The sequence below is a fragment of the Enterobacter pseudoroggenkampii genome (assembly GCF_026420145.1).
Lineage (GTDB): Bacteria > Pseudomonadota > Gammaproteobacteria > Enterobacterales > Enterobacteriaceae > Enterobacter > Enterobacter pseudoroggenkampii.
Window position 1 is genome coordinate 2,269,435 of sequence record NZ_JAPMLV010000001.1, and the last position, 23,100, is coordinate 2,292,534.

General features: G+C 53.1%; 21 protein-coding genes and 1 riboswitch. Of the genes, 14 read left to right on the top strand and 7 right to left on the bottom strand.

The window, feature by feature from the left end; all coding sequences use genetic code 11:
- Positions 1-222 precede the first annotated feature (222 nt).
- Genes OTG14_RS11100 through OTG14_RS11110 form a run of 3 tightly spaced genes read left to right on the top strand, consistent with a single transcriptional unit; the run spans position 223 to position 3,451 of the window.
- Positions 223-1,500: a nucleoside permease gene (locus OTG14_RS11100; protein ID WP_267215065.1), complete on the top strand. Its 1,278-nt coding sequence runs from the start codon at positions 223-225 to the stop codon at positions 1,498-1,500.
- Positions 1,497-2,501: an ADP-ribosylglycohydrolase family protein gene (locus OTG14_RS11105; RefSeq protein WP_048992469.1), complete on the top strand. Its 1,005-nt coding sequence runs from the start codon at positions 1,497-1,499 to the stop codon at positions 2,499-2,501. The genes OTG14_RS11100 and OTG14_RS11105 overlap by 4 nt, the downstream gene beginning before the upstream one ends.
- Positions 2,498-3,451 (top strand): PfkB family carbohydrate kinase, encoded by a 954-nt coding sequence (locus OTG14_RS11110; RefSeq protein ID WP_048992472.1) that lies wholly within the window; start codon positions 2,498-2,500, stop codon positions 3,449-3,451. The genes OTG14_RS11105 and OTG14_RS11110 overlap by 4 nt, the downstream gene beginning before the upstream one ends.
- Here OTG14_RS11110 and OTG14_RS11115 read toward each other — a convergent pair.
- From OTG14_RS11115 to thiM, 3 genes are read right to left on the bottom strand one after another with little or no spacing between them, the layout of a single operon-like run.
- Positions 3,425-4,171: a GntR family transcriptional regulator gene (locus tag OTG14_RS11115; RefSeq protein ID WP_208763074.1), complete on the bottom strand. Its 747-nt coding sequence runs from the start codon at positions 4,169-4,171 to the stop codon at positions 3,425-3,427. The two genes, OTG14_RS11110 and OTG14_RS11115, sit on opposite strands and share 27 nt — an antisense overlap.
- A 42-nt stretch (positions 4,172-4,213) precedes the next feature.
- The gene (gene thiD / locus OTG14_RS11120; RefSeq protein ID WP_208763075.1) at positions 4,214-5,014 is read right to left on the bottom strand and encodes a bifunctional hydroxymethylpyrimidine kinase/phosphomethylpyrimidine kinase; all 801 of its coding nucleotides are present in this window, start codon (positions 5,012-5,014) and stop codon (positions 4,214-4,216) included.
- Positions 5,011-5,781 (bottom strand): hydroxyethylthiazole kinase, encoded by a 771-nt coding sequence (gene thiM, locus OTG14_RS11125; protein ID WP_208763076.1) that lies wholly within the window; start codon positions 5,779-5,781, stop codon positions 5,011-5,013. The genes thiD and thiM overlap by 4 nt, the downstream gene beginning before the upstream one ends.
- A 34-nt stretch (positions 5,782-5,815) precedes the next feature.
- Positions 5,816-5,913: riboswitch (TPP riboswitch) on the bottom strand.
- A gap of 418 nt (positions 5,914-6,331) precedes the next feature.
- Between thiM and OTG14_RS11130 the strand changes: the two genes are divergently transcribed.
- The 5 genes from OTG14_RS11130 to OTG14_RS11150 all read left to right on the top strand — a co-directional run bounded on the left by OTG14_RS11130 (position 6,332) and on the right by OTG14_RS11150 (position 10,761).
- A complete protein-coding gene (locus OTG14_RS11130; RefSeq protein WP_208763077.1) occupies positions 6,332-6,781 on the top strand; it encodes an STM2901 family protein in 450 nt (149 codons plus the stop codon).
- Positions 6,775-7,101 carry a DUF1493 family protein gene (locus OTG14_RS11135; RefSeq protein WP_032646524.1) on the top strand — a complete coding sequence of 109 codons (327 nt, stop codon included), beginning with the start codon at positions 6,775-6,777 and terminating at the stop codon, positions 7,099-7,101. Before OTG14_RS11130 ends, OTG14_RS11135 begins: the two co-directional genes overlap by 7 nt.
- 18 nt (positions 7,102-7,119) lie before the next feature.
- Positions 7,120-7,605: an Hcp family type VI secretion system effector gene (locus tag OTG14_RS11140; protein WP_032641704.1), complete on the top strand. Its 486-nt coding sequence runs from the start codon at positions 7,120-7,122 to the stop codon at positions 7,603-7,605.
- A 592-nt stretch (positions 7,606-8,197) separates the two neighbouring features.
- On the top strand, positions 8,198-9,991 hold the full coding sequence (locus tag OTG14_RS11145) for a YadA C-terminal domain-containing protein (RefSeq protein ID WP_208763078.1): 1,794 nt from the start codon (positions 8,198-8,200) through the stop codon (positions 9,989-9,991).
- A gap of 308 nt (positions 9,992-10,299) precedes the next feature.
- Positions 10,300-10,761 (top strand): hypothetical protein, encoded by a 462-nt coding sequence (locus OTG14_RS11150; RefSeq protein ID WP_244319925.1) that lies wholly within the window; start codon positions 10,300-10,302, stop codon positions 10,759-10,761.
- Between the two features lie 249 nt (positions 10,762-11,010).
- Here the strand turns inward: OTG14_RS11150 and OTG14_RS11155 are convergent, their stop codons facing one another.
- Both OTG14_RS11155 and OTG14_RS11160 read right to left on the bottom strand, forming a co-directional pair.
- Positions 11,011-12,444, bottom strand: coding sequence for a glycoside hydrolase family 32 protein (locus OTG14_RS11155; RefSeq protein ID WP_208763079.1), 1,434 nt, complete (start codon positions 12,442-12,444; stop codon positions 11,011-11,013).
- Positions 12,445-12,459: 15 nt separating this feature from the next.
- On the bottom strand, positions 12,460-13,701 hold the full coding sequence (locus OTG14_RS11160) for an MFS transporter (protein ID WP_208763080.1): 1,242 nt from the start codon (positions 13,699-13,701) through the stop codon (positions 12,460-12,462).
- 238 nt (positions 13,702-13,939) lie between these two features.
- On the opposite strand from OTG14_RS11160, the gene OTG14_RS11165 reads away from it, so the two are divergent.
- The 3 genes from OTG14_RS11165 to OTG14_RS11175 all read left to right on the top strand — a co-directional run bounded on the left by OTG14_RS11165 (position 13,940) and on the right by OTG14_RS11175 (position 18,142).
- Complete coding sequence (locus OTG14_RS11165; RefSeq protein ID WP_208763081.1) at positions 13,940-14,947, top strand: LacI family DNA-binding transcriptional regulator; 1,008 nt, start codon at positions 13,940-13,942, stop codon at positions 14,945-14,947.
- A 333-nt stretch (positions 14,948-15,280) separates the two neighbouring features.
- Entirely contained in the window at positions 15,281-16,657 is a 1,377-nt protein-coding gene (locus tag OTG14_RS11170; RefSeq protein ID WP_024908137.1) for a diaminobutyrate--2-oxoglutarate transaminase, read from the top strand.
- Between the two features lie 18 nt (positions 16,658-16,675).
- Entirely contained in the window at positions 16,676-18,142 is a 1,467-nt protein-coding gene (locus tag OTG14_RS11175) for a pyridoxal phosphate-dependent decarboxylase family protein (protein ID WP_024908138.1), read from the top strand.
- 36 nt (positions 18,143-18,178) lie between these two features.
- Here the strand turns inward: OTG14_RS11175 and OTG14_RS11180 are convergent, their stop codons facing one another.
- A complete protein-coding gene (locus OTG14_RS11180) occupies positions 18,179-18,694 on the bottom strand; it encodes a protein disulfide oxidoreductase (RefSeq protein WP_032645288.1) in 516 nt (171 codons plus the stop codon).
- 217 nt (positions 18,695-18,911) lie between these two features.
- Between OTG14_RS11180 and OTG14_RS11185 the strand changes: the two genes are divergently transcribed.
- Positions 18,912-19,232, top strand: a complete 321-nt coding sequence (locus OTG14_RS11185; RefSeq protein ID WP_024908140.1) for an RcnB family protein — start codon at positions 18,912-18,914, stop codon at positions 19,230-19,232.
- Positions 19,207-19,662, top strand: coding sequence for a GNAT family N-acetyltransferase (locus tag OTG14_RS11190; protein ID WP_024908141.1), 456 nt, complete (start codon positions 19,207-19,209; stop codon positions 19,660-19,662). The genes OTG14_RS11185 and OTG14_RS11190 overlap by 26 nt, the downstream gene beginning before the upstream one ends.
- A gap of 92 nt (positions 19,663-19,754) precedes the next feature.
- Here the strand turns inward: OTG14_RS11190 and apbC are convergent, their stop codons facing one another.
- Positions 19,755-20,864: an iron-sulfur cluster carrier protein ApbC gene (gene apbC / locus OTG14_RS11195; protein ID WP_267215066.1), complete on the bottom strand. Its 1,110-nt coding sequence runs from the start codon at positions 20,862-20,864 to the stop codon at positions 19,755-19,757.
- Positions 20,865-21,001: 137 nt separating this feature from the next.
- Here apbC and metG point away from each other — a divergent pair, with 137 nt between their 5' ends.
- A complete protein-coding gene (gene metG / locus OTG14_RS11200) occupies positions 21,002-23,035 on the top strand; it encodes a methionine--tRNA ligase (protein WP_267215067.1) in 2,034 nt (677 codons plus the stop codon).
- Positions 23,036-23,100: the final 65 nt, after the last annotated feature.

A 23,100-nucleotide genomic window follows, 5' to 3' on the forward strand; every position in this document is an offset into this window, starting at 1 on the left:
TCGGTGTGTGTTTATCCAGTCCCATCTTTTATGGGCAGACTAAGCCTGGTACCGACTTAACAGATTTTCCACCCTTTGCATTTTTTTTCAGCACAATCTGCTGGCTCGATTCGTGTACAACAAAACTGTTACATTGATCAAACAATCGCCGCAAAGGTATTTAAAAGGTATTATTAAGTGGTATGTTAAAGGCGTACCCTCTCTGACATGCAGGATTAAAAAATGAAAACGAAAGTCCAACTGTCATTCATGATGTTTGTTGAATGGTTTATCTGGGGCGCGTGGTTTGTGCCGCTGTGGCTGTGGCTAAGCAAAAGCGGTTTTACCGCCGGGGAAATAGGCTGGTCTTACGCCTGTACCGCCATTGCCGCTATCCTCTCACCGATTCTGGTCGGCTCGCTGACGGACCGCTTCTTCGCCGCACAGAAAGTGCTGGCGGTACTGATGTTCGCCGGCGCCATTCTGATGTACTTCGCCGCACAGCAAACCCAGTTCAGCACCTTCTTCCCGCTGCTGCTGGTTTACTCCCTGACCTATATGCCGACCATCGCGCTGACCAACAGCATTGCCTTCGCGAACGTAGATGACGTCGAGGCCGATTTCCCGCGCATCCGCGTGATGGGCACCATCGGCTGGATCGCCTCCGGGCTGGCGTGCGGATTCCTGCCGCAGATGCTGGGCTACAGCGATATTTCCGATACCAATATTCCGCTGCTGATGACCGCAGCCAGCTCAGCCCTGCTCGGCGTGTTTGCCCTGTTCCTGCCGAACACCCCGCCAAAGAGCACCGGCAAGCTGGACTTCAAGGTGATGCTGGGGCTGGACGCGCTGATCCTGCTGCGCGACAAAAACTTCCTGCTGTTCTTCTTCTGCTCGTTCCTGTTCGCCATGCCGCTGGCCTTCTACTACATCTTCGCTAACGGCTATCTCACCGAAGTGGGGATGAAAAACGCCACCGGCTGGATGACGCTCGGCCAGTTCTCCGAAATCTTCTTTATGCTGGCGCTGCCGTTCTTTACCAAACGCTTTGGTATTAAGAAGGTCTTACTGCTGGGTCTGATCACGGCCGCTATCCGCTACGGATTCTTCGTTTACGGCGGTGCAGAACAGTACCTTACCTACGCCCTGCTGTTCCTCGGCATTCTGCTGCACGGCGTGAGCTACGACTTCTACTACGTTACCGCGTATATCTACGTGGATAAAAAAGCGCCGGTGCACATGCGCACCGCCGCGCAGGGCCTGATTACGCTGTGCTGCCAGGGCTTTGGTAGCCTGCTGGGTTATCGCCTGGGCGGCGTGATGATGGAAAAAATGTTCGCATACAAAGAGCCGGTGAATGGGCTGACCTTCAACTGGGCCGGAATGTGGGCGTTTGGTGCAATCATGATTGCCGTGATTGCCGTGCTGTTTATGCTGTTTTTCCGCGAATCGGATAAAGAGATCACCGCAATTGAGGTGGTTGATGGCGATGCCGCGCTGACACAAGGGGAAGTTAAATGAAACAAGAACGTGTTCTCGGGGCCCTTTACGGGCAGGCGTTAGGGGATGCGATGGGCATGCCGTCGGAGCTGTGGCCGAGAAAGCGCGTCAAAGCGCACTTCGGCTGGATCGACCGCTTTTTACCCGGCCCGGCAGAGAATAATGCGGCCTGCTATTTCAAACAGGCAGAGTTCACCGACGATACCTCAATGGCGCTGTGCCTGGCGGACGCGATCGTCGAGTGCGACGGGGAGATTAACCCGGACATTATCGGCAAGCATATTCTGCGCTGGGCGCTCGACTTCGACGCGTTCAATAAGAACGTGCTCGGCCCGACCTCCAAAATCGCGCTTAACGCGATTCGCGACGGGAAACCGGTTAGCGAACTGGAAAACAACGGCGTGACCAACGGGGCGGCGATGCGCGCCTCCCCGCTGGGCTGCCTGCTTCCGGCCACGCGTCTGGAACACTTTGTTGAGCAGGTGGCGCAGGCCTCCAGCCCGACCCATAAATCCGATCTCGCCATTGCCGGCGCGGTGGTGATTGCCTGGGCGGTTTCCCGTGCCATCGACGGCGAAAGCTGGCAGAACATCGTCGATGCCCTGCCGGGTATTGCCCGCTATGCGCAGGAGGCGAAAACCACCACCTTCAGCGCGTCGCTGGCGGCGCGTATTGAGCTGGCCCTTAAGACCGTGCGGGAAGCCAACGGTATTGAGTCCGCCAGCGAGCAGGTGTACCAGCTCGTGGGGGCCGGAACCAGCACCATTGAGTCCGTTCCGGCAGCTATTGCGATGGTCGAACTGGCGGGAACCGACCCAAACCGCTGCGCCATTTTATGCGCCAATCTGGGCGGCGATACCGACACCATTGGCGCGATGGCGACGGCCATCTGCGGTGCGCTCCACGGCGTGCAGGCGATTGACCCGGCGCTCAAAGCCGAACTCGACGCCGCCAACCGGCTCGATTTCGGCCACTATTGCGAGAAACTGCTGCACTTCAGGGAGCAAAGGGAGGGCGTATGAATGCATTTGCCCAACGTCTCGACAATCTGCACGCCACGCGCCCGGTGACGGTGCTGGGCGCAGCGGTGATTGACGTCATCGCCGACGCCTACGCCCTGCCCTGGCGCGGGTGCGATATCGAGCTCAAACAGCAGGGGGTGAATATCGGCGGCTGCGCGCTGAACATTGCCATCGCCCTGAAACGGCTCGGCATTACGGCGCAAAACGCCCTGCCCGTCGGCCACGGCGTGTGGGCGGACATCATTCGCAACGCCATGGCGAAGCAGGATCTGCACAGCGCCATTGAGGCCGAAACCGGCGATAACGGCTGGTGCCTCGCGCTGGTGGAGCCAGACGGCGAGCGCACCTTTATGTCCTTTAGCGGCGTGGAGAACCAGTGGCAGCAGCGCTGGCTTGATGTGCTTAATATCCCGTCGAACAGCCTGGTCTATTTGTCCGGCTATCAGCTGGCCTCGCCCAGCGGCGAGCTGCTGACACGCTGGCTGGAGGGGTTACCGGACGTGACGGTCTTTATCGATTTCGGTCCCCGCATCGCGGATATTCCCGACGCGCTGATGGCGCGGATTATGGCCTGCAGGCCGATTGTGTCGCTTAATCGTCAGGAAGCAGAGATCGCAGCCGAGCGACTGGGTGTCGCGGCTGAAGATCTGGGTGCGGAGTGGCCGCTGCGTTTCGGTGCCGCGCTGATTGTGCGGCATGATAAAGACGGCGCCGCGTGGTATGACGGTAAGACCTCGGGCGTTGTTCCGGCGTTCCCGGCGACGGTTGTGGACACCATTGGCGCTGGCGACAGCCACGCGGGCGGCACGCTTGCCGGGCTGGCGGCGGGATGGTCACTGGCAGACGCCGTTCTGCTGGGGAATGCCGTGGCGTCCTGGGTAGTCAGCCACCGAGGCGGAGACTGCGCCCCGACTCGCGACGAATTACTCCTCGCACACAAAGACGTATAGATCGCTGCGACAGTAGCTGATGCTGTACTCAATCGGCCGGTGCTGCTGGTCAAGCGCGACCTGCTTGATCACCAGCACCGGTATTTTTTCGTCCATCTTAATGTGCGCCTGAAACTCGCTGTCCGGCATACGGGCGCTGACCCGTGAACGGGTGCGCTGCGGGAAAATATTCTGACTGCGGAAGTAGTCGTACAGCGAAATACCAATCGCATCCGGATCGGGAATGAGCCCAACCGGCACCCAGGACTCTTCAATCGACACCGCATCGTCATCCACATAGCGAATGCGCTTGAGCAAAAAGACCTCGCTGTCCGGAAGAATCGACAGGTGGTTTGCCACCTCTTCCGGGCACTTCACCACCCGCTTGTTGACCCATAGCGTATTGGGCTTTTGACCGCGAAGCACCACCTGCTGGGAAAAGCCGCGCGCCTCTTTAAGCGAATATTCAAAGATGTTGTTGATTTGCGTGCCATAGCCACGGGAACGCGTCACCACGCCCTCTTCCTCCAGCGCCTGCATCGCTTTTCGCACGGTAATGCGCGACACCCCGGTTAACTGGCTCAGATCGCGCTCGCCGGGCAAAATATTCCCGTGCTCCAGCATGCCGCTGCGCACCGCGTTTTTTACCGTTTCGGCAAACTTCAGGTACAGCGGCGTGTTATCGGGCGCGGCGATCCGTTCATTCAGTTGAGCGATTAACCGGGTATGCGCTTGTTCCATCTCTGTTTTCTCAGGCGTGGTGTTTTCTGCCAGTATACTGGCTTACCACCATGCATGAAAATGATGAACCGGCCCAATACCGTGACCGACTTCCAGAGTATCGGCTTTTGCCAGCGCCGCCGATAGCCAGGATTTCGCTTCGCGCACCGTTTCGGCCCAGCCTTCATGCCGGGGACGCAGCGCCGCCAGCGCGGCCGAGAGCGTACAGCCTGTGCCGTGGGTATTTTTGGTGTGCACGCGCGGCGCGGTAAAGCGCACTTCGCCGTCGCGGGTGAAGAGCCAGTCCGGGCTTTCCGCGTCATCCAGATGCCCACCCTTCATCAGCACCGCCCCGCAGCCCATCGCCAGCAGCGCGTTCCCCTGCGCTTTCATCTCGCGTTCCGTTTGCGCGTGCGATGTGCCCAACAGCGCGGCGGCTTCCGGCAGATTGGGCGTGATGAGCGCCACCTGTGGCAGCAGCTTTTTGCGCAGCGTTTCCACGGCAGAGGCGGAGAGCAGCGGATCGCCGCTTTTCGCCAGCATCACCGTATCCAGCACCACGTTTTGTACCTGATAGCGTTTAAGCCGCTCGGCCACCGCTTCAACGATATCCGTTTCGGCCAGCATGCCGATTTTGGTGGTATCGATGCGCACGTCGCTGAACACTGAATCCAGCTGCGCGGCAACAAAATCCGGCTCGATACGGTAGACCGACTGCACGCCGCGCGTGTTTTGCGCCACCAGCGCGGTGATGACCGAGCAGCCGTACGCGCCAAGGGCTGAGAAAGTTTTCAGGTCAGCCTGGATACCCGCGCCGCCGCTGGGATCGGTGCCGGCAATGGTCAGGGCGTTAATTCGCTTCATGCCTGTTCCTCCAGCGTGTAGAGCGCATCCAGGAACGCGCTGGCAAAACTGCCCGGGCCACGCGACTGCACAACCGCGACCGTTCCGGCTCGTTTCATCCATCCGCAGGCGGCAGCGATGTTATCCAGCCGGTCACCCGGCAGCGAGCAGCTCGCCGCCACAACGGCAGAAAGCGCGCACCCGGTGCCCACCACGCGCGTCATCAGCGGGTCACCGCCCGTAACCGTTCGGGTACGTTGCCCGTCCGTGATGTAGTCCACCTCGCCGGTGACCACCACAATCGTATTGATCTGCCGGGCCAGCGCCTGGGCAGCAGGCACCGCGCTGGCGGCGGTATCGGTCGTATCGACGCCGCGCCCGCCGGCGCTAATCCCGGCAAGAGCAAGGATTTCAGAGGCATTGCCGCGAATGGCCGCCGGTTTCAGGGCAAGAATTTGATGGCAAAAACGGGTGCGGAACGCGATCGCGCCAACGGCAACCGGGTCCAGCGTCCAGGGTTTGCCTGCCGCCACCGCGCTTTCTATTGCCCGACGCATCGACTGGGCGCGCGGCGCGGTCAGCGTGCCAACGTTAACCAGCAGCGCATCGGCTATCGCGGCAAACTGCTCGGCCTCTTCGGCCTCGATCACCATCGCCGGTGATGCGCCAAGCGCCAGCAAAACGTTGGCCGTAAAGGTCTGTACAACATCGTTGGTCATACAATGGGTCAGTGGAGAACGGGTTCGGAAGTGGTGTAAAACGTGTAAATCGAGCAGGTCAGGCTGCATGGGTTCGCTCCTGCCTTGCGTGAAGAAGCGATACCGGGAAGGCATCTGACTTCCCTACGCTGGCATTATCCAGATCAGGTAATACGGGTATTTCTCAGCCTTCAACGAAGAAGGGCACCCCGAGTCATTTGGTAAGCATTAGCTTACTTTTTGCCAGATTAGGGGAAGTTGCTTGCTCAAGCAAGCACACTCTTTCGGATAATGATTCTTCACGCAAGGCAGGAGCGAAAGACTTCGAATACTCAGAAAGAACAACGACACCCAATTACTCTCTGTCTTTTTAATTAAACGACTAAAAGATCCTTCACAGAAAAGAAAATAATTAACATTTTAATAGATGGTATTGAGCAGTAGCTAATGAATTCCCTTCTCTTTCCCTTATATAATTCACTGGTATCCGACTGTCTCAATGTATAGCCTGCACACATAACCTTTATCATTTAGCCAACAGCACTTTGATTTTAAGTGCTTTTTCATAAAAACAGCTTCCCCTTTGTACTTGCACGCAGTACGATTAATCAACATGTTACCTGAAACTAAAGGGTTACTGATGGATACAGTTGAAGAATTAAATGGAACATATTTCTATCGTGGCGTATGCAATATCACTGCAGGAGAGTTATTTTTTTGGATTTTACTGGATAGAGTTAATGATCAATTTGGCGGAATTAAAGATGTTATTTCAATGAGCTGTATTATTCTGGGTCTGCCATTATTAAAAACAAGAGGTAAACCTTACGGAACCACAGCGGGTACGTCAATAGCATCAAAATACCTTCGCCACCTTCTTAACACTGAATTACCTGTAAGACTTCCAACTCTTACAGAAGCGAGCATAACAACACTTAAGCCTAAATATGTTACTAACCTGGGCGCTTTTGTGGGGCGTGGATTACCTGTTGTTGGTTGGGCTATAGTAGCGAGCGATATTAGTCAAATCGTTTATAAAACCGTTCGTGACTACAACACAATCGCACACGAGAAAGATCGCATATGGTAACAGATCAGGAAGTTTTAGAGCTATTCCGTAAAGAGTTACCTGTGTCAGGTACATTCACAGGAAAGCTGATACCGTTAGAGCTTGATGATATTCTTCAAGATTATGCAGACGATGATGATTTAATTTATTGCATTAATAAATACGACAGATTTTTTAATGTTGACATGTCAGCAATGAATTATCAGAAATATTATCCGTGGTTTAGAACGTGGTTCTTTAGAAGATGGTTTACTGATAAACCAGTAAAGCAAATCTCAAAACCTCTTACTGTAAGGATGTTTGCAGAATCGGCTAAAGCAGGAAGATGGTTATACGACTAACAGCAAGGAGCGTTAAAAATGGCTGTACCAGTACATTTGATTTTAAAAGATGATGGTGGATCTCAGATCATGGGGTCTTGTGACGTTCATGGACGTGATGGAAGCATAGAACTACGTAGCTTACAGCATAGCGTGATCATTCCTACAGACAATTTAACAGGTAAAGTGACAGGAAGCCGACAACATTGCTCATTCAATTTCACTAAAGAGATTGATAGTTCATCACCCTATCTGTTTAAAGCAGTTGCAACGGGGCAAACTCTTAAAAGCGCTGAGTTTAATTTCTATCGTATCAACTACAGCGGGCAAGAGGAAATTTACTACACCATTACACTAGAAAATGTGAAAGTAGTTAGCTTTAGCCCTGTGATGCATGATACCCGAACGGCTACGGGTACAGGCCATATGGAAGATGTGTCTTTAGCTTATGAAAAGATCACTCACCTTTATAAAGATGGCAATATCTTGCATTCCGATGCCTGGAATGAAAAGAGACAAGCTTAGCATAACCCACTCTAAATATGGGGCTATCATGCCCCCTCTTCTAAACTCTCCATTTCGTATAACAACCTTCTTACTTAGATATAGCAATTCAAGCCAGATACAACTTCGTATAAGTTTTCAACACATTTATTTTTAGTGAGTAACTACAGAGAAAATCTTTAGTTGAATACCCACTTTCATTCAAAACACAAAAAGGATTCAAAAGCAAAGAATGTAGGAAAATCTATAAATTTGAATTAACTGTTTTACACATTTAGCATGATTTTATAGTTAAATGCTTAAGCATACCTTATGCATTGAAATTTTCTCATGTTCTGAGATCCAGAACGTCATAAATCTTATCTAATTGTATTTATTAAGATAATACCTTTCATATTACAGCAGACCTGTTTAGCGATAAATGCTATCCATGATCTAGATCAATAATCAAAATTACACATTCATAGATAGTTACTGCACGTTGCGAAATAAGTTATCAAACTTAAATTTTGAGACTCACCAAGGTTTAATCCAGATATAACAGGAGGTTATATCTTCCTGCCCGGATAGCACCCTTACTTTAATTTTTTCTTGCATTGATGAGAGCTTTCAAATGAAGTCTTTAAATAAATCAGCTATCGCTGTTTTTATGTTTAGTGTTGTGTCTACTGGTGTAGCTGAAGCTTCTTTAACTGGTGCTGATCTTGCTGCTGCCAACTCTTACTTTAATTCACATCCAGACATTGTAAAATATGCCCCGTGGATTCGTGACAATGTAATAGCAAGCAACACATTGAATGATGCTAATAACACACTCGTAAGCAATAGCTATTATGATCAGGCGCAAGGTAAATTAATCTATGTAACACAGATTGGAGGGATCACTCCACCTGTATCTATGAGCACGTTAACCCCTTCTAAACCTGCACAAGTAAATTTAGCTGCTAATATACCCGTAGTAGTTTCTGGTAACACTGCTGTAACTAATACTAAAACAACTTTAAATGAGCCTGGTTTGATTGCAGCACCAGCTAACACTACAAATGCTAACAGTATTATAACTACTCCAACTAAGCAGTCTTTGATTGTTGAACCACCAAAGCCAATAATTAAAACTCCTCCTTTGGTTCAGAAGGTTCCTGTAGCTACGCCTGTTGCTATTCCTATAGTTAAACAACAAATTCCTACACCTATTAATCAGGGTGTACCTTCTCCATTACCACATAGCATACCTAACAAAGTACCTCCTTTGTTGACCAATAGCACCCCTAATAAAATTCCTGTCCCTATGGCTTACAACGTTCCGACGAAAGCCCCTGTACCGTTAGCTAATAACATCCCCGTTAAAGAGCCTACGCCATTACCATATAACGTACCACCCAAAATGTTGGTAAATAACACTCCTACTCCTTTGGTAGCCCCTCAAGCTATTTTACCAGTACAGAAAACTCCGGTTGTTCCACCACAGCCACAGGCTTACAACGTTCCGGTTAAACAACCAACAATTCAACCTTATAATGTGCCACCTAAAATAAGTCTCCCTATTCAGCAGATTCCTAACAAACAACCTATACCAGTTGCACAGCCTTACAATGTTCCGAGCAAAATCCCAACAGTACAAACTAACTTAATGTACACTCCAACTATACCGCCAAAAGCTATTATTCAGGCTCCTGTACAACAGATAATTAGCCGTAATGATCCTATCGGGGTTCAGGGCGGGGTTCAGAAATTAACAATCACTGTAGTAGATAGCCAAACTCCGGTAGCTACAACAATTCCTGCTCCAAATACGGCTAACACATCTTTAACCTCTGCGATTAATGCAAACGCTAAAGCTGATGCAAACACAAACGCACTTACTACTAAAGTAGATTCAAATACATTCAAAGCAGATCAGGATAGACAAGATCAAGCCCTGCAAGATGCTTCTGACAAAGCGACTCAGGCAATAAATACGGGCGCTTATGCGCAATCTTTAGCTGTTGATGCACAAACAGTAGCCGCTGCTAATAAAGCTGCTGTCGCTAACGTTCAGTCGCGTCAACAAGCACAAGAAACCACTATTCAGAATCACAGCGCACAACTGAAGAACCATGAAGAACGTATTACAGCGTTAGAAAATGAAAGTAATAACAACTTCCAGAACCTTAAGGATGATGTAGATAACAACCGTAAACGTGCTGCTGTTGGTGTTGCTTCTGTGGCCGCTATGAGCAACATCCCGCAGGTAACAGACTCTCAGACTTTCGCTATCGGTGCTGGTGCTGGCGGTTATGACTCTCAAGGTGCTGTTGCTATAGGAATCTCTGCTCGTGTTACCGATCACATCGTAACTAAAGCTTCTGTTGGTGCGGGTTCCTTCGGCGGCGCTACTTACGGGGCTGGTGTAGCTTTCGGTTTCTAAATAAAGTTTTTAACCCACGCCTCTTCGTTAGAGGCTTTTATTAAGAGTTTTAAATAACAAGCCAGTTAACCAACGATATCACTACAAACTCACCCTATGACTTATGGCTAACTGGCTTAATTTGATTATTCTGATGATAGCGAACATGACAAAATATATTTTATTCTCCACTATAGTGGCATTAGCATTAGTGGCCACAGGTTTCTTTATGGGGCTAATGTATGTTGAATGGGTGAGATTATGAAAGAAGCTATTCTTATAGATACACGCTTAACGATTCTCTTTATTTAAATAACGGTGTAGGACATATGAACAAGTTGATGATAGTAGCTTTGTCTGTTTCTGCGTTAGCGGGTTGTACTTCACAGGCTCAACGCATGGCAGATTGTGAAGCTCAAGGTATTAGCCGTGATGCTTGTTACATTGCAGAACAAAACAGGCAGGCAACGATAAACGCTTCAGCTGAAAAGCAAGCAATGGAAAATGCGCAAGCGCTCTATCCAGTACAGAAAGCACAATCTGCGCATGGTTTACCTAAAGGCTGTACACAAGTGATGGATGCTGCGGGGCAATGCAATACAAAAGCACCTAAAGTGAATAACATCACTAAGGAAGCTGATCATGTAATGAATAAACCTATCTCTGATAGTGCTGAATATCTTCTTGCTAATGGCTGGAAGCCTAATAATGGGGTATGGAAGAAACAAGGCTATACGCTTTTGCTGACTGTTGAAAATGAAAAAATCGTTAATTCGCAGCTTAAAAAATGAGATTCCCCTGACTTAAAAGGGGCTAAACAACAAATTATATTTGATTCGTGATTGTCAGTCTTTAGTGTATTGCTAAAGCCGCCCTTAACAGATGGGCGTTTTTTTCAATTATTCTTGAGGATTATATGATGATTGATGCAAATGAAGCAGTAAAAGAAGGGTTCGCTAAAATAAATCAGGCGACTGCGGTCGCCTTTTTTATTTGCCGGTCTCACTCCATGCAAAGGGTCAGAAATGTCATAAGCCCTTTTATTCTAATTGCCATGCCCCGCCATGAATAAGCGACGCTCCCCCCGCCCAGGCAAACAACGCCAGCTCGCGGCCGTCTGCATCAGGATAAATACGGCTGCTGAGGCACGCTTCCCCCTCATTAATAAACACCTCCACAGACGAGCTATCAAAGAAAAGGCGCAGGTTCAGCATGTCGTTCAGGTTAAGCGCGACGCTTCGGGTACCGCACAGGCCATACTGCGGATAGTGACGCTCCAGCACCAGGCGCTGCATCTGGACATCAACATAGATGCGTAGCCCGTCGCCGAGACGAATGCCGTATTGCTCCGCGCTGCTGTTCGCGCAATCCCATTGCAGAGTGACCTCCATCGCATCGCAGTGTTCCACCAGCGTCATCTGCTGGTTATTAAGCGTAGTTATCGGCCAGGGGAACCACGCCCCGCGCAGGGTTTCAACTTCTCTGGCTGGATGCATTTGCAGATGATTATCCGCACTCAGCGTCAGCTCGCGAGGTAAGGAGAGCATGCCTGCCCAGCCATCCTCCTGTTCCGGCAGAGGTGATTCCCACATGTCCAGCCAGCCGATAACAATGCGGCGGCCGTCGGGCGTCAGGAAACTTTGCGGCGCATAGAAATCATGCCCGTAATCCATCTCTACAAATTCACCTTCACGCACAAAGGGCTGGCCGGGCTGCCATTCACCTACCAGATACCCGCTCTGGAAAAGATTACGGTTTTTGAATCCGTCCGCCGCCAGCCCCTGAGGAGAGAACATCAGCACGCGTTTACCATTAAGGGTGAAAAAGTCCGGACATTCCCACATATAACCCATCTCTTTTTCAGCCACCGCGAGCACGCCCCTGTCCTGCCACTCTCGCAGATCGGCAGACAGGTACGCACGCACCTGGCCCGTATCACCCTCTCGCGCGCCAACGACCATGTACCACCACTCCCCTTCACGCCATACTTTCGGATCGCGGAAGTGATGCAGTCCAGGCGGTGTGTCAATGACGGTCCCGTGCCGCACAAAGTGGATGCCGTCACGGCTGGTTGCCAGGCACTGAACCTGGTAGAGATTAGCCTCATCGCCGGGATCGCCGTGGAATTTGTGGCCGGTGTAGATCAGCGCCAGCGTGTCGCCATCCACCACGGCTGAGCCAGAAAAACAGCCGTCCTTGTCGTCTGGTCCTTCCGGAGCCAGCGCAACCGGGAGATGCTCCCAGTGAACTAAATCTTTGCTGCGCGCATGGCCCCAGTGCATCGGACCCCATTGGGTCGAATACGGATGGTGCTGATAAAAGGCGTGATACCAGCCATCAAACCAGACCAGGCCATTCGGGTCGTTCATCCAGCCAGCACGCGCAGCGAGGTGGTAACGGGGATACCAGCGCAGGTTGAGCCCTTCGCGTCTGGACTGAATTTCCTGTTCTGCTTTCGTAATGGAATACGTCATTTCTCTACTCTTTGATCAGATGGTGGAAGGTTGCGGCATAAGCGGGTCAGAAGAGGACTTACCCGAGCGCAACAGGAAGATGGAGATAAACGTGGTGCTGAAGACCAGTAGCCCCATGATGAGATAGGACTGGGCAAAGCCGTATTTCTCATAGCTGTAACCTGCCAGCGGCGACAGCACCGAGGCAATCACCGAGCTTGTACAGGCAAAGCCCACCAGATAGAGGGTGGAAGAGAGTCGTTTATCAAAATGCAGGCTGTTGTATTTGAAGATGGAGACCAGCAAAACGGGCAGCTCAACCGCGTGCAATAGCTTGGTAATGGAGATCAATACCGGCCCCTCAACCAGACCCGATGCCACCATACGCATCGCCATCACCATTCCGGCGAAAATCAGGCCGTTTTTCGCACCGAGGCGATTCACCAGCCACGGGGCGCAAAACATGCCCGCCGCCTCCAGGAAGACCTGGAAGGAGTTGAGATAGCCATACATTGCGTTTCCTTCCTGCAGCGTCGGGAACTGTGAGGAGAAATAGACCGGGAACTGCTGGTCATAGACGCCATAAATACAGGTGCCGATAACAAAAAATACCAGCGCCCAGAAGCGCGGCAGCGTCAGCAGGCGCAATGCATCCTCCAGCGTGACCTTACCGCCGGACACCGCCTCCTGCATGGCGTGCGGCGCGGAAGAGACCCGGAGGCGTGCCAGCAACACAAAAAACACCAGCCCGGCGCAGCTCGCCACCGCGAAGTTCAGCTTCGGATTAATGTTGAACAGGAGTCCTGCAAAAAAAGTTGCCACTGCCCAGCCCAGCGATCCCCACATCCTCGCCTTGCCAAACTCAAACTGGCTCTGGCGAGCCACGCGCTCGGTATAGGACTCCAGGACCCCTATTCCGCCGTTAAACGTCAGCCCGATATAAACCCCGCCGAAAATACTGCCGAGTAACACGTTAATTTGCAGCAGATAACCAAACAGCAGGAAGGCCGGACCGGAAAGAATGAGCAGACAGGTCAGAAACCAGAGCAGGTTTTTTCGCAGGCCGAGCTTGTCCTGAATGAAGCCGTAGCAGATTTGCGCGCACAGCGCGGAGACGGACAGCACGGCATAGATAATGCCGGTATCCCCCGCTTTTAGGCCCACTTCCTGATGAAGCCAGATGGAGAGTAGCGAGCCGGAAGATGACCAGGTGACAAAAAAGAAAAAGAGTAGTGCGCTTAATAAAGGGTAGCTGTGAGAGTGATGCGTTTTCATCATGACATTCTCATGTTGGAGTAATGACGCAATGGTAACGTTAACATAATTTCTTTCTCATGCTGTTTGGTGAAGATTTAAGATGTTAATCACGAAAGTTAACGTTAACATTAAGAGAATGAGATCGCGATCAAACATTCATCACGGAGGTAAGCCTGACCAGGCATGTGCATCAGCCTTCCTTTTACATCAGCGACTTAGTTGTATACCCTTTCACACAGAGCATTAACGGAGTAAGAAAATGGCTTCCCTGAAGGACGTCGCAAAGCTGGCTAACGTATCGCTGATGACGGTCTCACGTGCGCTGAACAGCCCGGAGCGCCTTAAGCCGGAAACGCTGGCGCGCGTTCAGCTGGCTATCGAGCAGACCAGCTACGTGCCCGATCTTTCCGCCAAGAAAATTCGCGGCGCGCATGCCTCGCCGAAAACCATAGGCGTACTGGCGCTCGATACGGTGACGACGCCTTTCTCGGTGGAGATCACGCTGTCGATTGAAGAGACGGCCAGAATGCACGGCTGGAACAGCTTCGTGATGAATATGTTTACCGATGACAACCCGGACGCCATTGTCGACCTTCTCCTTTCTCATCGGCCTGACGGAATTATCTACACCACCATGGGGTTACGTCAGGTTCCTCTCCCGGCCAAACTCCTCACCCTTCCCTGCGTGCTGGCCAACTGCGAAAGTGACGGCGAAAAGGTCGCCAGCTATATTCCCGATGATGAACAGGGGCAATATACCGCCGTGCGGGCGTTACTCGCGGAGGGTTATCGACGCCCTCTCTGCCTGCATTTGCCTAAGGGGCATCTGGCCACAACCCGACGTCGTCAGGGGCTGGAACGTGCATGCCGTGAAGTGGGGCTCGATCCGGACGGCCTGGCGCACAGCTATATGGCACTCGGCGATGAGCACTATCGCGACATTCCGTCAGTATTGCTGGCGCACATGCAGAATGGCATTCCCCGGTTCGACGCGGTTATCTGCGGCAACGATCGTATCGCGTTTATGGTCTATCAGACGCTACTGGGGCAAGGGCTTCGCATACCGGAAGATATCGCCGTTATCGGCTATGACAATATGGTGGGCATTGGGGAGCTGTTCCTGCCTCCTCTCACGACGGTTCAACTGCCACACTATGAAATTGGTCGCCTGAGCGCCCTGCATATTATTAATGGTGAAGAACATCAGGAAACCACGCGCGTAGAAAGTCCTTTTTTACCGCGTGATTCCGTTGCGCATGCAACGTAACCGCCGTTTTTTGCCCAAGACGCAGAAACAGGAAGCGTCCCCCTCCTTTTATGCCGTTCGATGGCACGATTTGTCACACTCTTTTCTGTGACTTTACACACCGGGTAAACGGCCTGTAACGCGCTGTTTTTATTTGGCATAAAATGCAATTTTCATTTTAAAAATGGGGATATTTCCTCGTTACAGCCCCGTGTCACAAAACAGTAAACAAATTAACCATTGAGCCCCGTGGCAAAAGGCTCTATATTGGCGGCGTTTTTTTCAGGCCCCCATCTGTTTTTTAACTTTTTATTCAATCGTGGCTCATAACGAAGCGGCGGTTGTAGGAGTGATATGATGACGGATAAAGTCCGTATTGACACCGTAGATGCCCACAAAAGCAACGAAACCTATCTGGCCCGTCAGGCCGAGTTTGAATCTAACGTCAGGAGTTATCCGCGCAAACTGCCTTTAGCCATCACTAAAGCAGAAGGCGTGTGGATCACCGATGCAGATAATAAAGAATACCTTGACTGTTTAGCAGGCGCAGGGACCCTTGCGCTTGGCCATAACCATCCTGATGTGCTGAAAAGCATCCAAAATGTCATTACCAGCGGCTTGCCGTTACATACACTGGATCTGACGACGCCTCTGAAAGACGCGTTTTCTGAATACCTGCTCTCTCTGCTGCCTGGTCAGGGCAAAGAGTACTGCCTGCAGTTCACCGGTCCATCCGGTGCTGACGCCGTTGAAGCGGCGCTGAAGCTCGCGAAAAAAGTGACCGGTCGTAGCGGTATCATCAGCTTCTCTGGTGGTTACCACGGTATGACCCACGGCGCGCTGTCCGTGACCGGCAACCTGTCTCCGAAAGAAGCGGTTGACGGTATGATGCCAGAAGTGCAGTTCATGCCTTACCCGCACGAATACCGTTGCCCGCTGGGTATCGGTGGTGAAGCGGGCGTGAAAGCGCTGACGTACTACTTCGATAACCTGATCAACGACGTTGAAAGCGGCGTGCGTAAGCCTGCTGCGGTGATCCTGGAAGCGGTTCAGGGCGAAGGCGGCGTGAACCCGGCTCCGGCTGAGTGGCTGCAGCGCATCCGTAAAGTGACTCAGGAACACGGCATTCTGCTGATCCTCGACGAAGTTCAGGCTGGCTTTGCCCGTACCGGTAAATTCTTCGCCTTCGAACACGCTGGCATTGAGCCAGACATCATCGTGATGTCTAAAGCAGTGGGTGGCGGTCTGCCGCTGGCCGTACTCGGTATCAAAAAGCAGTTCGATGCGTGGGCGCCAGGTCACCACACCGGTACCTTCCGCGGCAACCAGCTGGCGATGGCAACCGGTCTGACGACGCTGAAAATCCTGAAAGACCAGAACATCGCAGGCAAAGTGGCTGCACAGGGCGAATGGCTGAAAGGCCAGCTGAAAGAGATGGCGAAACGCTATCCGGTCATCGGCCACGTGCGCGGTCTGGGCATGATGATCGGTATTGAGATCGTTAAGCCTAACGAAGCCGCTGACCACATGGGCTGCTTCCCGGGCGACGGCGAGCTGTCTGCACTGATTCAGAAGAAGTGCTTCGAAGCCGGTCTGATTCTGGAGCGCGGTGGCCGTAACGGTATCGTTCTGCGTCTGCTGCCGTCTCTGCTGATCAGTGACGAAGAGCTGAAAATCTTCCTGGATAAATTTGAGCAGGCACTGCTTGCTGCGGGCGTTCGCCCGGCGTAACCGGAGTTGTTGATTACGATGTCTGATTCAAACCCAATTTTGTTCTCCTCTGCGCAGAGCATTGAAGCTTACCAGCAGGCGATTGAACAAAGCACTCAGGCTGTGATGCAGTGGCTAAAACAGCCTGAGATGTACCAGGGCAAAACGGTCGCGGAACTGCGCGATCGTATTAAGCTGGATTTCAACCCGAAAGGGCTGGGCAACGAAGCGGCGATTGAACGCGCCGTGGAGTTCTTCCTGAAAGACAGCCTGTCCGTTCATCACCCGCAGTGTGTGGCGCACCTGCACTGCCCAAGCCTGGTCGTAAGTCAGGCGGCGGAAGTGCTGATCAACGCCACTAACCAGAGTATGGACTCCTGGGATCAAAGCCCGTCCGCAACCATCATTGAGATCAAACTGATCGAGTGGCTGCGTACCCGCGTGGGTTATCAGGCCGGCGACGCAGGTGTTTTCACCAGCGGCGGGACTCAGAGCAACCTGATGGGCCTGATGCTGGCTCGCGATGCGTTTTTCGCGCGTCAGGGTCATTCCGTTCAGCAGGACGGTCTGGTTGGCGATCTGCGCAAAATTCGCGTGCTGTGCTCCGAAAACGCGCACTTCTCCGTGCAGAAAAACATGGCGCTGATGGGCCTGGGCTACCAGTCCGTGGTGCAGGTGAAAACGGACGAATTCTCCCGCATGGATCTGACCGATCTGGCGGCGAAAATCGAACAGTGCAATGCGAACGGCGAGCAGATTCTGGCCATCGTCGCGACGGCAGGTACCACCGATGCCGGTGCTATCGACCCGCTGCGTGCGATTGCTGAGCTGGCCGCGAAGCAGAACATCTGGGTACACGTTGATGCGGCCTGGGGCGGCGCGCTGCTGATGTCAGAGCAGTATCGTCACTACCTGGACGGCATCGAGCTGGTGGATTCCGTCACCCTGGACTTCCACAAGCAGTTCTTCCAGACCATCAGCTGCGGCGCGTTCCTGCTGAAAGAAGCACGTCACTATGAGCTGATGCGCTATCAGGCGGCTTACCTGAACTCTGAGTTCGACGAAGAAGCCGGCGTGCCTAATCTGGTTTCCAAATCTCTGCAAACCACCCGTCGTTTTGACGCGCTGAAGCTGTGGATGAGCCTGGAAGCGCTGGGTCAGGAGCAATACGCGGCGATCATCGATCACGGCGTGACCCTGGCACAGCAGGTTGCGGCCTACGTGAAAGCGCAGCCTGCGCTGGAGCTGGTTATGCAGCCGCAGCTGGCAAGCGTTCTGTTCCGCTTCCGCGGACAGGTGCAGACGGATGAAGCGGGTATCGCCCTGCTGAACCAGAAAATTGGTGACGCGCTGCTGGAATCCGGCCGTGCAAACGTCGGTGTGACCGAGCATAACGGCGTGACCTGCCTGAAGCTGACGCTGCTGAACCCAACCGTGACGCTGGAAGATATTAAAATCCTGCTGTCTCTGGTTGAGCGCACCGCGCAGGAAGTTCTGGCTAAGTAATACAACACCCCTCTTCCGCCGGGAGAGGGGTTATTTTTATACGCCTGCCCACCACATCCTTAATTTTAATCCCCAGTAGCTCGTCCAGCCCGTCGTGGTACTGACCACGTTCCCCTTCGACACAACCACCAGCGTTGGCGTGACGCTCACCTGCCACTGCTGCGACAAAGCACCGTTTGCATCGTTAATCACCGGCATTTTTAGCTGTTTCTTATCAACCCAGCGCTCAAGCTTTGCGTTGTCACCAGAACGCATGGCGATACTCACCACGTTCCCGCCCTCTTCTGCCAGTTGATTAACCGCAGGCGTCGTGTAGCGGCAAATGCTGCACCAGGTTGCCCAGACGTAGATCAGCAGCGGACGATCCTGGCTGAGCGCCGCAATATCGTGAACGTTGCCGTCGATGCTCTGCATCGGCGTTGCACTAAAACTGGCGGGGAGCGTCGGTTTTCGGTACTGATCAACACCCCATACCACGGCCAGCGTCAGCAGAACGAGTATGATCCCTTCCCGCGCCCAGCGGCGCAGTCGACTGATTTTGCGGTTATCCATTGTGACCTCTCAATTTAACCGGAGGTCATCATAGCGGGCGAGTTTGCGTCATGCTGTAAAGAAGTGTCGTGCTCCTAGCGGAAAACGATCCCCGGGTTATGTTCAGTTTTGTTACATTTTTCCTGGAACAAGCCATAGTCTGATACATAAAATAGTCAGGTTGCCGTATTGTTGACGTGCAAAAGCAAAAAGTAAAAACAGGTTAACTGGAGAAAAAATGGCTAAGTGTAAATGGCTGCTTCTGGGTGTCGTGATGACCCTGGCAAGCGTGGCTAACGCAGCACCAGCAGCATCAGGCATCAGCGCTTACGAAGAACAAGAGTTCATCGCTGACTTCACGAAATTCAAGATTGGCGACACGGCACCGGCGCAGTATCAAACGCCGGAGTACACCATCAAACAGTACCAGCTGCGTAACCTGCCGGCGCCGGATGCCGGAACCCACTGGACCTACATGGGTGAGAACTACGTGCTGATTGGCGATGCTGATGGCAAGATATACAAAGCCTACAATGGAGATATTTTCTATCACCGCTAACGCAATCCTGATTCGCCCCTGGCAGGAAAGTGACCGCCCTTTCCTGCGCACGCTCTACCTCCACGCCCGGCGTGAAGCCTGGCCATGGCTGGAGAGTGCAGACTGGCAGCTGGAAGACTTTGACGCGGCAACCCGTGACGAAGTGATTTGGGTTGCCACGCAGAACGGTCATCGCCTGGGTTTTGCCTCCGTCTGGACGAACGATAATTTCCTGCACAACCTGTTTGTTGACCCGCAGTATCAAAGTCTCGGGGTCGGGAAGTTGCTCCTGGAGCAGGTTCAGAAGACGTTTACCAGTACGGGTTCGCTTAAGTGTCTGGTGAAGAATGCGCGGGCTATTGCGTTTTACCAGCGACACGGCTGGCACATTGAGGCGACGGGTAATTCTCCGGACGGAGAGTACTATCTGATGCATTATCGGCTTGGGTAAAGTCAGGTGGCGCTTCGCTTACCTGACCTACAAAACCGTATTTCGTAGGCCGGGTAAGGCGAAGCCGCCACCCGGCACTAAGCGAAGAGGTATTACACCGCGCGGAACGCGATTTCACCTGGGATGATTTCGCCCTGCCAGTACAGCTGCGCCGCAACGCGTCCCGCCAGCTGGCGATACATTTCTGCAAATTCGCTGTCCGGACGGCTGACCACCGTCGGCTTGCCGCTATCCAGATCTTCGCGCAGGGTAATGTGAAGCGGCATCTGTCCCAGCAGCTGGGTGTGATACTTCGCGGCCAGTTTTTCTGCGCCACCCGTGCCGAAAATAGGTTCGTGGTGGCCGCAGTTGCTGCAGATGTGCATGCTCATGTTCTCGACGATACCGAGCACCGGCACTTCCACCTTCTCGAACATCACGATGCCTTTTTTGGCGTCGATCAGCGCGATATCCTGCGGCGTGGTCACCACAACGGCTCCCGTCACCGGAATGTTCTGCGCCAGCGTCAGTTGAATGTCACCGGTGCCCGGCGGCATGTCCAGCACCAGATAATCCAGATCCGGCCACATCGTCTCCTGCAGCATCTGCAGCAGCGCCTTGCTGGCCATCGGGCCGCGCCAGACCATGGCGTTATCGTCAGTCACCAGGTAACCGATGGAGTTGGTCGCCAGACCGTGGGCCATGATTGGCGCCATGTGGGTGCCGTCCGGCGAGGTTGGGCGCTGGTTTTCCGCGCCCAGCATGTTCGGAATAGACGGACCGTAGATGTCGGCATCCAGAATACCGACCTTTGCCCCTTCCGCTGCCAGCGCGAGCGCCAGGTTAACGGCGGTAGAGGATTTCCCCACCCCGCCCTTGCCCGAGCTGACGGCAATGATGTTTTTCACGCCGTTCACGCCAGGCTGGTTTTTCACGCGCTTCAGCGTGGCGATGCTGTGGCTCAGCTTCCAGTCGATCGCCTTCGCGCCGGTCATGCGCAGCAGCTCAGAGCTGGTCTGCTCTTTCAGCGCATCAAAGGCGCTGGTCCAGACGAACGGCATCTGCAGTTCAATGTGCAGCGTGTCGTCCAGCCAGGCGACGTGGTGTAACGCTTTCAGCGTAGTGAGATTGTGCTTCAGGGTTGGATGCTGAAAGTTAGCCAGCGTCCCGGCGACCATTGCTCGTAAGGCTTCCGGTGATTTGGCCTGGGATTGAGAACTCATCCCGACTCCTTTGTTCTTGTGAATAAGACCTTAGATGAACAAGTTTACCTGAAAGGCCGTGGTTTGTGCTTACTTAATAATGCCCCTTTTGGTAATATCAAAAACCCTTTTCACAGTTAAAAGAAGTAATGCCTACTATGACTCAAGTCGCGAAGAAAATTCTGGTAACGTGCGCACTGCCGTACGCCAACGGCTCAATCCACCTCGGCCACATGCTGGAGCATATCCAGGCTGATGTCTGGGTCCGTTACCAGCGAATGCGCGGCCACGAGGTTAACTTCATCTGTGCGGACGATGCCCACGGCACGCCGATCATGCTGAAAGCGCAGCAGCTGGGGATTTCCCCGGAGCAGATGATTGCCGAAATGAGTCAGGAGCATCAGACTGATTTTGCTGGCTTTGACATCAGCTATGACAACTATCACTCCACGCACAGCGACGAAAACCGCGAGCTGTCGGAGCTGATCTACACCCGTCTGAAAGAGAACGGTTTTATTAAAAACCGCACCATCTCTCAGCTGTACGATCCGGAGAAAGGCATGTTCCTGCCGGACCGTTTCGTCAAAGGCACCTGTCCGAAATGTAAATCCCCGGACCAGTACGGCGATAACTGCGAAGTGTGCGGCGCGACCTACAGCCCGACCGAGCTTATCGAGCCGAAATCCGTGGTTTCCGGCGCCACGCCTGTGATGCGTGACTCCGAGCACTTCTTCTTCGACCTGCCGTCCTTCAGCGAAATGCTGCATGCGTGGACCCGCAGCGGCGCGCTGCAGGAGCAGGTGGCGAATAAAATGCAGGAGTGGTTCGAATCCGGCCTGCAGCAGTGGGATATCTCCCGCGATGCGCCTTACTTCGGCTTTGAAATCCCGAACGCGCCGGGCAAATACTTCTACGTCTGGCTGGACGCGCCAATCGGCTACATGGGCTCCTTCAAGAACCTGTGCGACAAGCGTGGCGACACCGTCAGCTTCGACGAATACTGGAAGAAAGATTCCACTGCCGAGCTGTACCACTTCATCGGTAAAGACATCGTTTACTTCCACAGCCTGTTCTGGCCGGCCATGCTGGAAGGCAGCAACTTCCGCAAGCCAACCAACCTGTTCGTACACGGCTACGTAACGGTGAACGGCGCGAAGATGTCCAAGTCCCGCGGGACGTTCATCAAGGCCAGCACCTGGCTGAACCACTTCGACGCGGACAGCCTGCGCTACTACTACACCGCGAAACTCTCTTCCCGCATCGACGATATCGACCTGAACCTGGAAGATTTCGTGCAACGCGTGAACGCGGACATCGTCAACAAGGTCGTCAACCTGGCGTCCCGTAACGCGGGCTTTATCGCGAAGCGTTTTGACGGCGTGCTTTCTGCCGAACTGGCCGATCCTGAGCTGTATAAAACCTTCACCGATGCCGCCGCTGCGGTTGGTGAAGCCTGGGAAAGCCGTGAATTCGGTAAAGCGATTCGTGAAATCATGGCGCTGGCCGATGTTGCCAACCGCTATGTGGACGAGCAGGCCCCGTGGGTTGTCGCGAAACAGGAAGGCCGCGACGCTGACCTGCAGGCGATCTGCACCATGGGTCTGAACATGTTCCGCGTGCTGATGACCTGGCTGAAGCCGGTTCTGCCGCAGCTGGCAGCCCGTGCTGAAGCGTTCCTGAACACCGAACTGACCTGGGATGCAATCCAGCAGCCGCTGCTCGGCCACAAGGTGAACACCTTCAAGGCGCTGTACAACCGCATCGAGATGAAGCAGGTTGAAGCTCTGGTGGAAGCGTCTAAAGAAGAGGTGAAGGCTGCTGCGGCACCGGTCACCGGCCCGCTGGCGGACGATCCGATTCAGGAAACCATTACCTTCGATGATTTCGCCAAAGTCGACCTGCGCGTGGCGCTGATTGAAAACGCGGAATTCGTGGACGGTTCTGACAAGCTGCTGCGCCTGACGCTGGATCTGGGCGGCGAGAAGCGCAACGTCTTCTCCGGCATCCGTTCTGCCTATCCGGACCCGCAGGTGCTGATCGGCCGTCAAACCGTGATGGTGGCGAACCTGGCGCCGCGCAAAATGCGCTTCGGCATCTCTGAGGGGATGGTGATGGCCGCAGGCCCTGGCGGGAAAGATATCTTCCTGTTAAGCCCTGACGAAGGCGCGAAGCCGGGTCAGCAGGTGAAATAACAAAAAAGCCGGAGATAATCTCCGGCTTTTTTATGGCATTTTGTTTTCTCCCTCTCCCTGTGGGA

Excerpts from the sequence above, each read along its gene's own strand:
- OTG14_RS11145 (WP_208763078.1), top strand. The coding sequence starts at position 8,198 with ATGAAGTCTTTAAATAAATCAGCTATCGCTGTTTTTATGTTTAGTGTT.
- OTG14_RS11130 (WP_208763077.1), top strand. The coding sequence starts at position 6,332 with ATGGATACAGTTGAAGAATTAAATGGAACATATTTCTATCGTGGCGTA.
- OTG14_RS11170 (WP_024908137.1), top strand. The coding sequence starts at position 15,281 with ATGATGACGGATAAAGTCCGTATTGACACCGTAGATGCCCACAAAAGC.
- OTG14_RS11160 (WP_208763080.1), bottom strand. The coding sequence starts at position 13,701 with ATGATGAAAACGCATCACTCTCACAGCTACCCTTTATTAAGCGCACTA.
- OTG14_RS11150 (WP_244319925.1), top strand. The coding sequence starts at position 10,300 with ATGAACAAGTTGATGATAGTAGCTTTGTCTGTTTCTGCGTTAGCGGGT.
- OTG14_RS11190 (WP_024908141.1), top strand. The coding sequence starts at position 19,207 with ATGGAGATATTTTCTATCACCGCTAACGCAATCCTGATTCGCCCCTGG.
- thiD (WP_208763075.1), bottom strand. The coding sequence starts at position 5,014 with ATGAAGCGAATTAACGCCCTGACCATTGCCGGCACCGATCCCAGCGGC.
- apbC (WP_267215066.1), bottom strand. The coding sequence starts at position 20,864 with ATGAGTTCTCAATCCCAGGCCAAATCACCGGAAGCCTTACGAGCAATG.
- OTG14_RS11155 (WP_208763079.1), bottom strand. The coding sequence starts at position 12,444 with ATGACGTATTCCATTACGAAAGCAGAACAGGAAATTCAGTCCAGACGC.
- OTG14_RS11165 (WP_208763081.1), top strand. The coding sequence starts at position 13,940 with ATGGCTTCCCTGAAGGACGTCGCAAAGCTGGCTAACGTATCGCTGATG.
- thiM (WP_208763076.1), bottom strand. The coding sequence starts at position 5,781 with ATGCAGCCTGACCTGCTCGATTTACACGTTTTACACCACTTCCGAACC.
- OTG14_RS11180 (WP_032645288.1), bottom strand. The coding sequence starts at position 18,694 with ATGGATAACCGCAAAATCAGTCGACTGCGCCGCTGGGCGCGGGAAGGG.
- OTG14_RS11110 (WP_048992472.1), top strand. The coding sequence starts at position 2,498 with ATGAATGCATTTGCCCAACGTCTCGACAATCTGCACGCCACGCGCCCG.
- OTG14_RS11135 (WP_032646524.1), top strand. The coding sequence starts at position 6,775 with ATGGTAACAGATCAGGAAGTTTTAGAGCTATTCCGTAAAGAGTTACCT.
- OTG14_RS11100 (WP_267215065.1), top strand. The coding sequence starts at position 223 with ATGAAAACGAAAGTCCAACTGTCATTCATGATGTTTGTTGAATGGTTT.
- OTG14_RS11140 (WP_032641704.1), top strand. The coding sequence starts at position 7,120 with ATGGCTGTACCAGTACATTTGATTTTAAAAGATGATGGTGGATCTCAG.
- metG (WP_267215067.1), top strand. The coding sequence starts at position 21,002 with ATGACTCAAGTCGCGAAGAAAATTCTGGTAACGTGCGCACTGCCGTAC.
- OTG14_RS11105 (WP_048992469.1), top strand. The coding sequence starts at position 1,497 with ATGAAACAAGAACGTGTTCTCGGGGCCCTTTACGGGCAGGCGTTAGGG.
- OTG14_RS11175 (WP_024908138.1), top strand. The coding sequence starts at position 16,676 with ATGTCTGATTCAAACCCAATTTTGTTCTCCTCTGCGCAGAGCATTGAA.
- OTG14_RS11115 (WP_208763074.1), bottom strand. The coding sequence starts at position 4,171 with ATGGAACAAGCGCATACCCGGTTAATCGCTCAACTGAATGAACGGATC.
- OTG14_RS11185 (WP_024908140.1), top strand. The coding sequence starts at position 18,912 with ATGGCTAAGTGTAAATGGCTGCTTCTGGGTGTCGTGATGACCCTGGCA.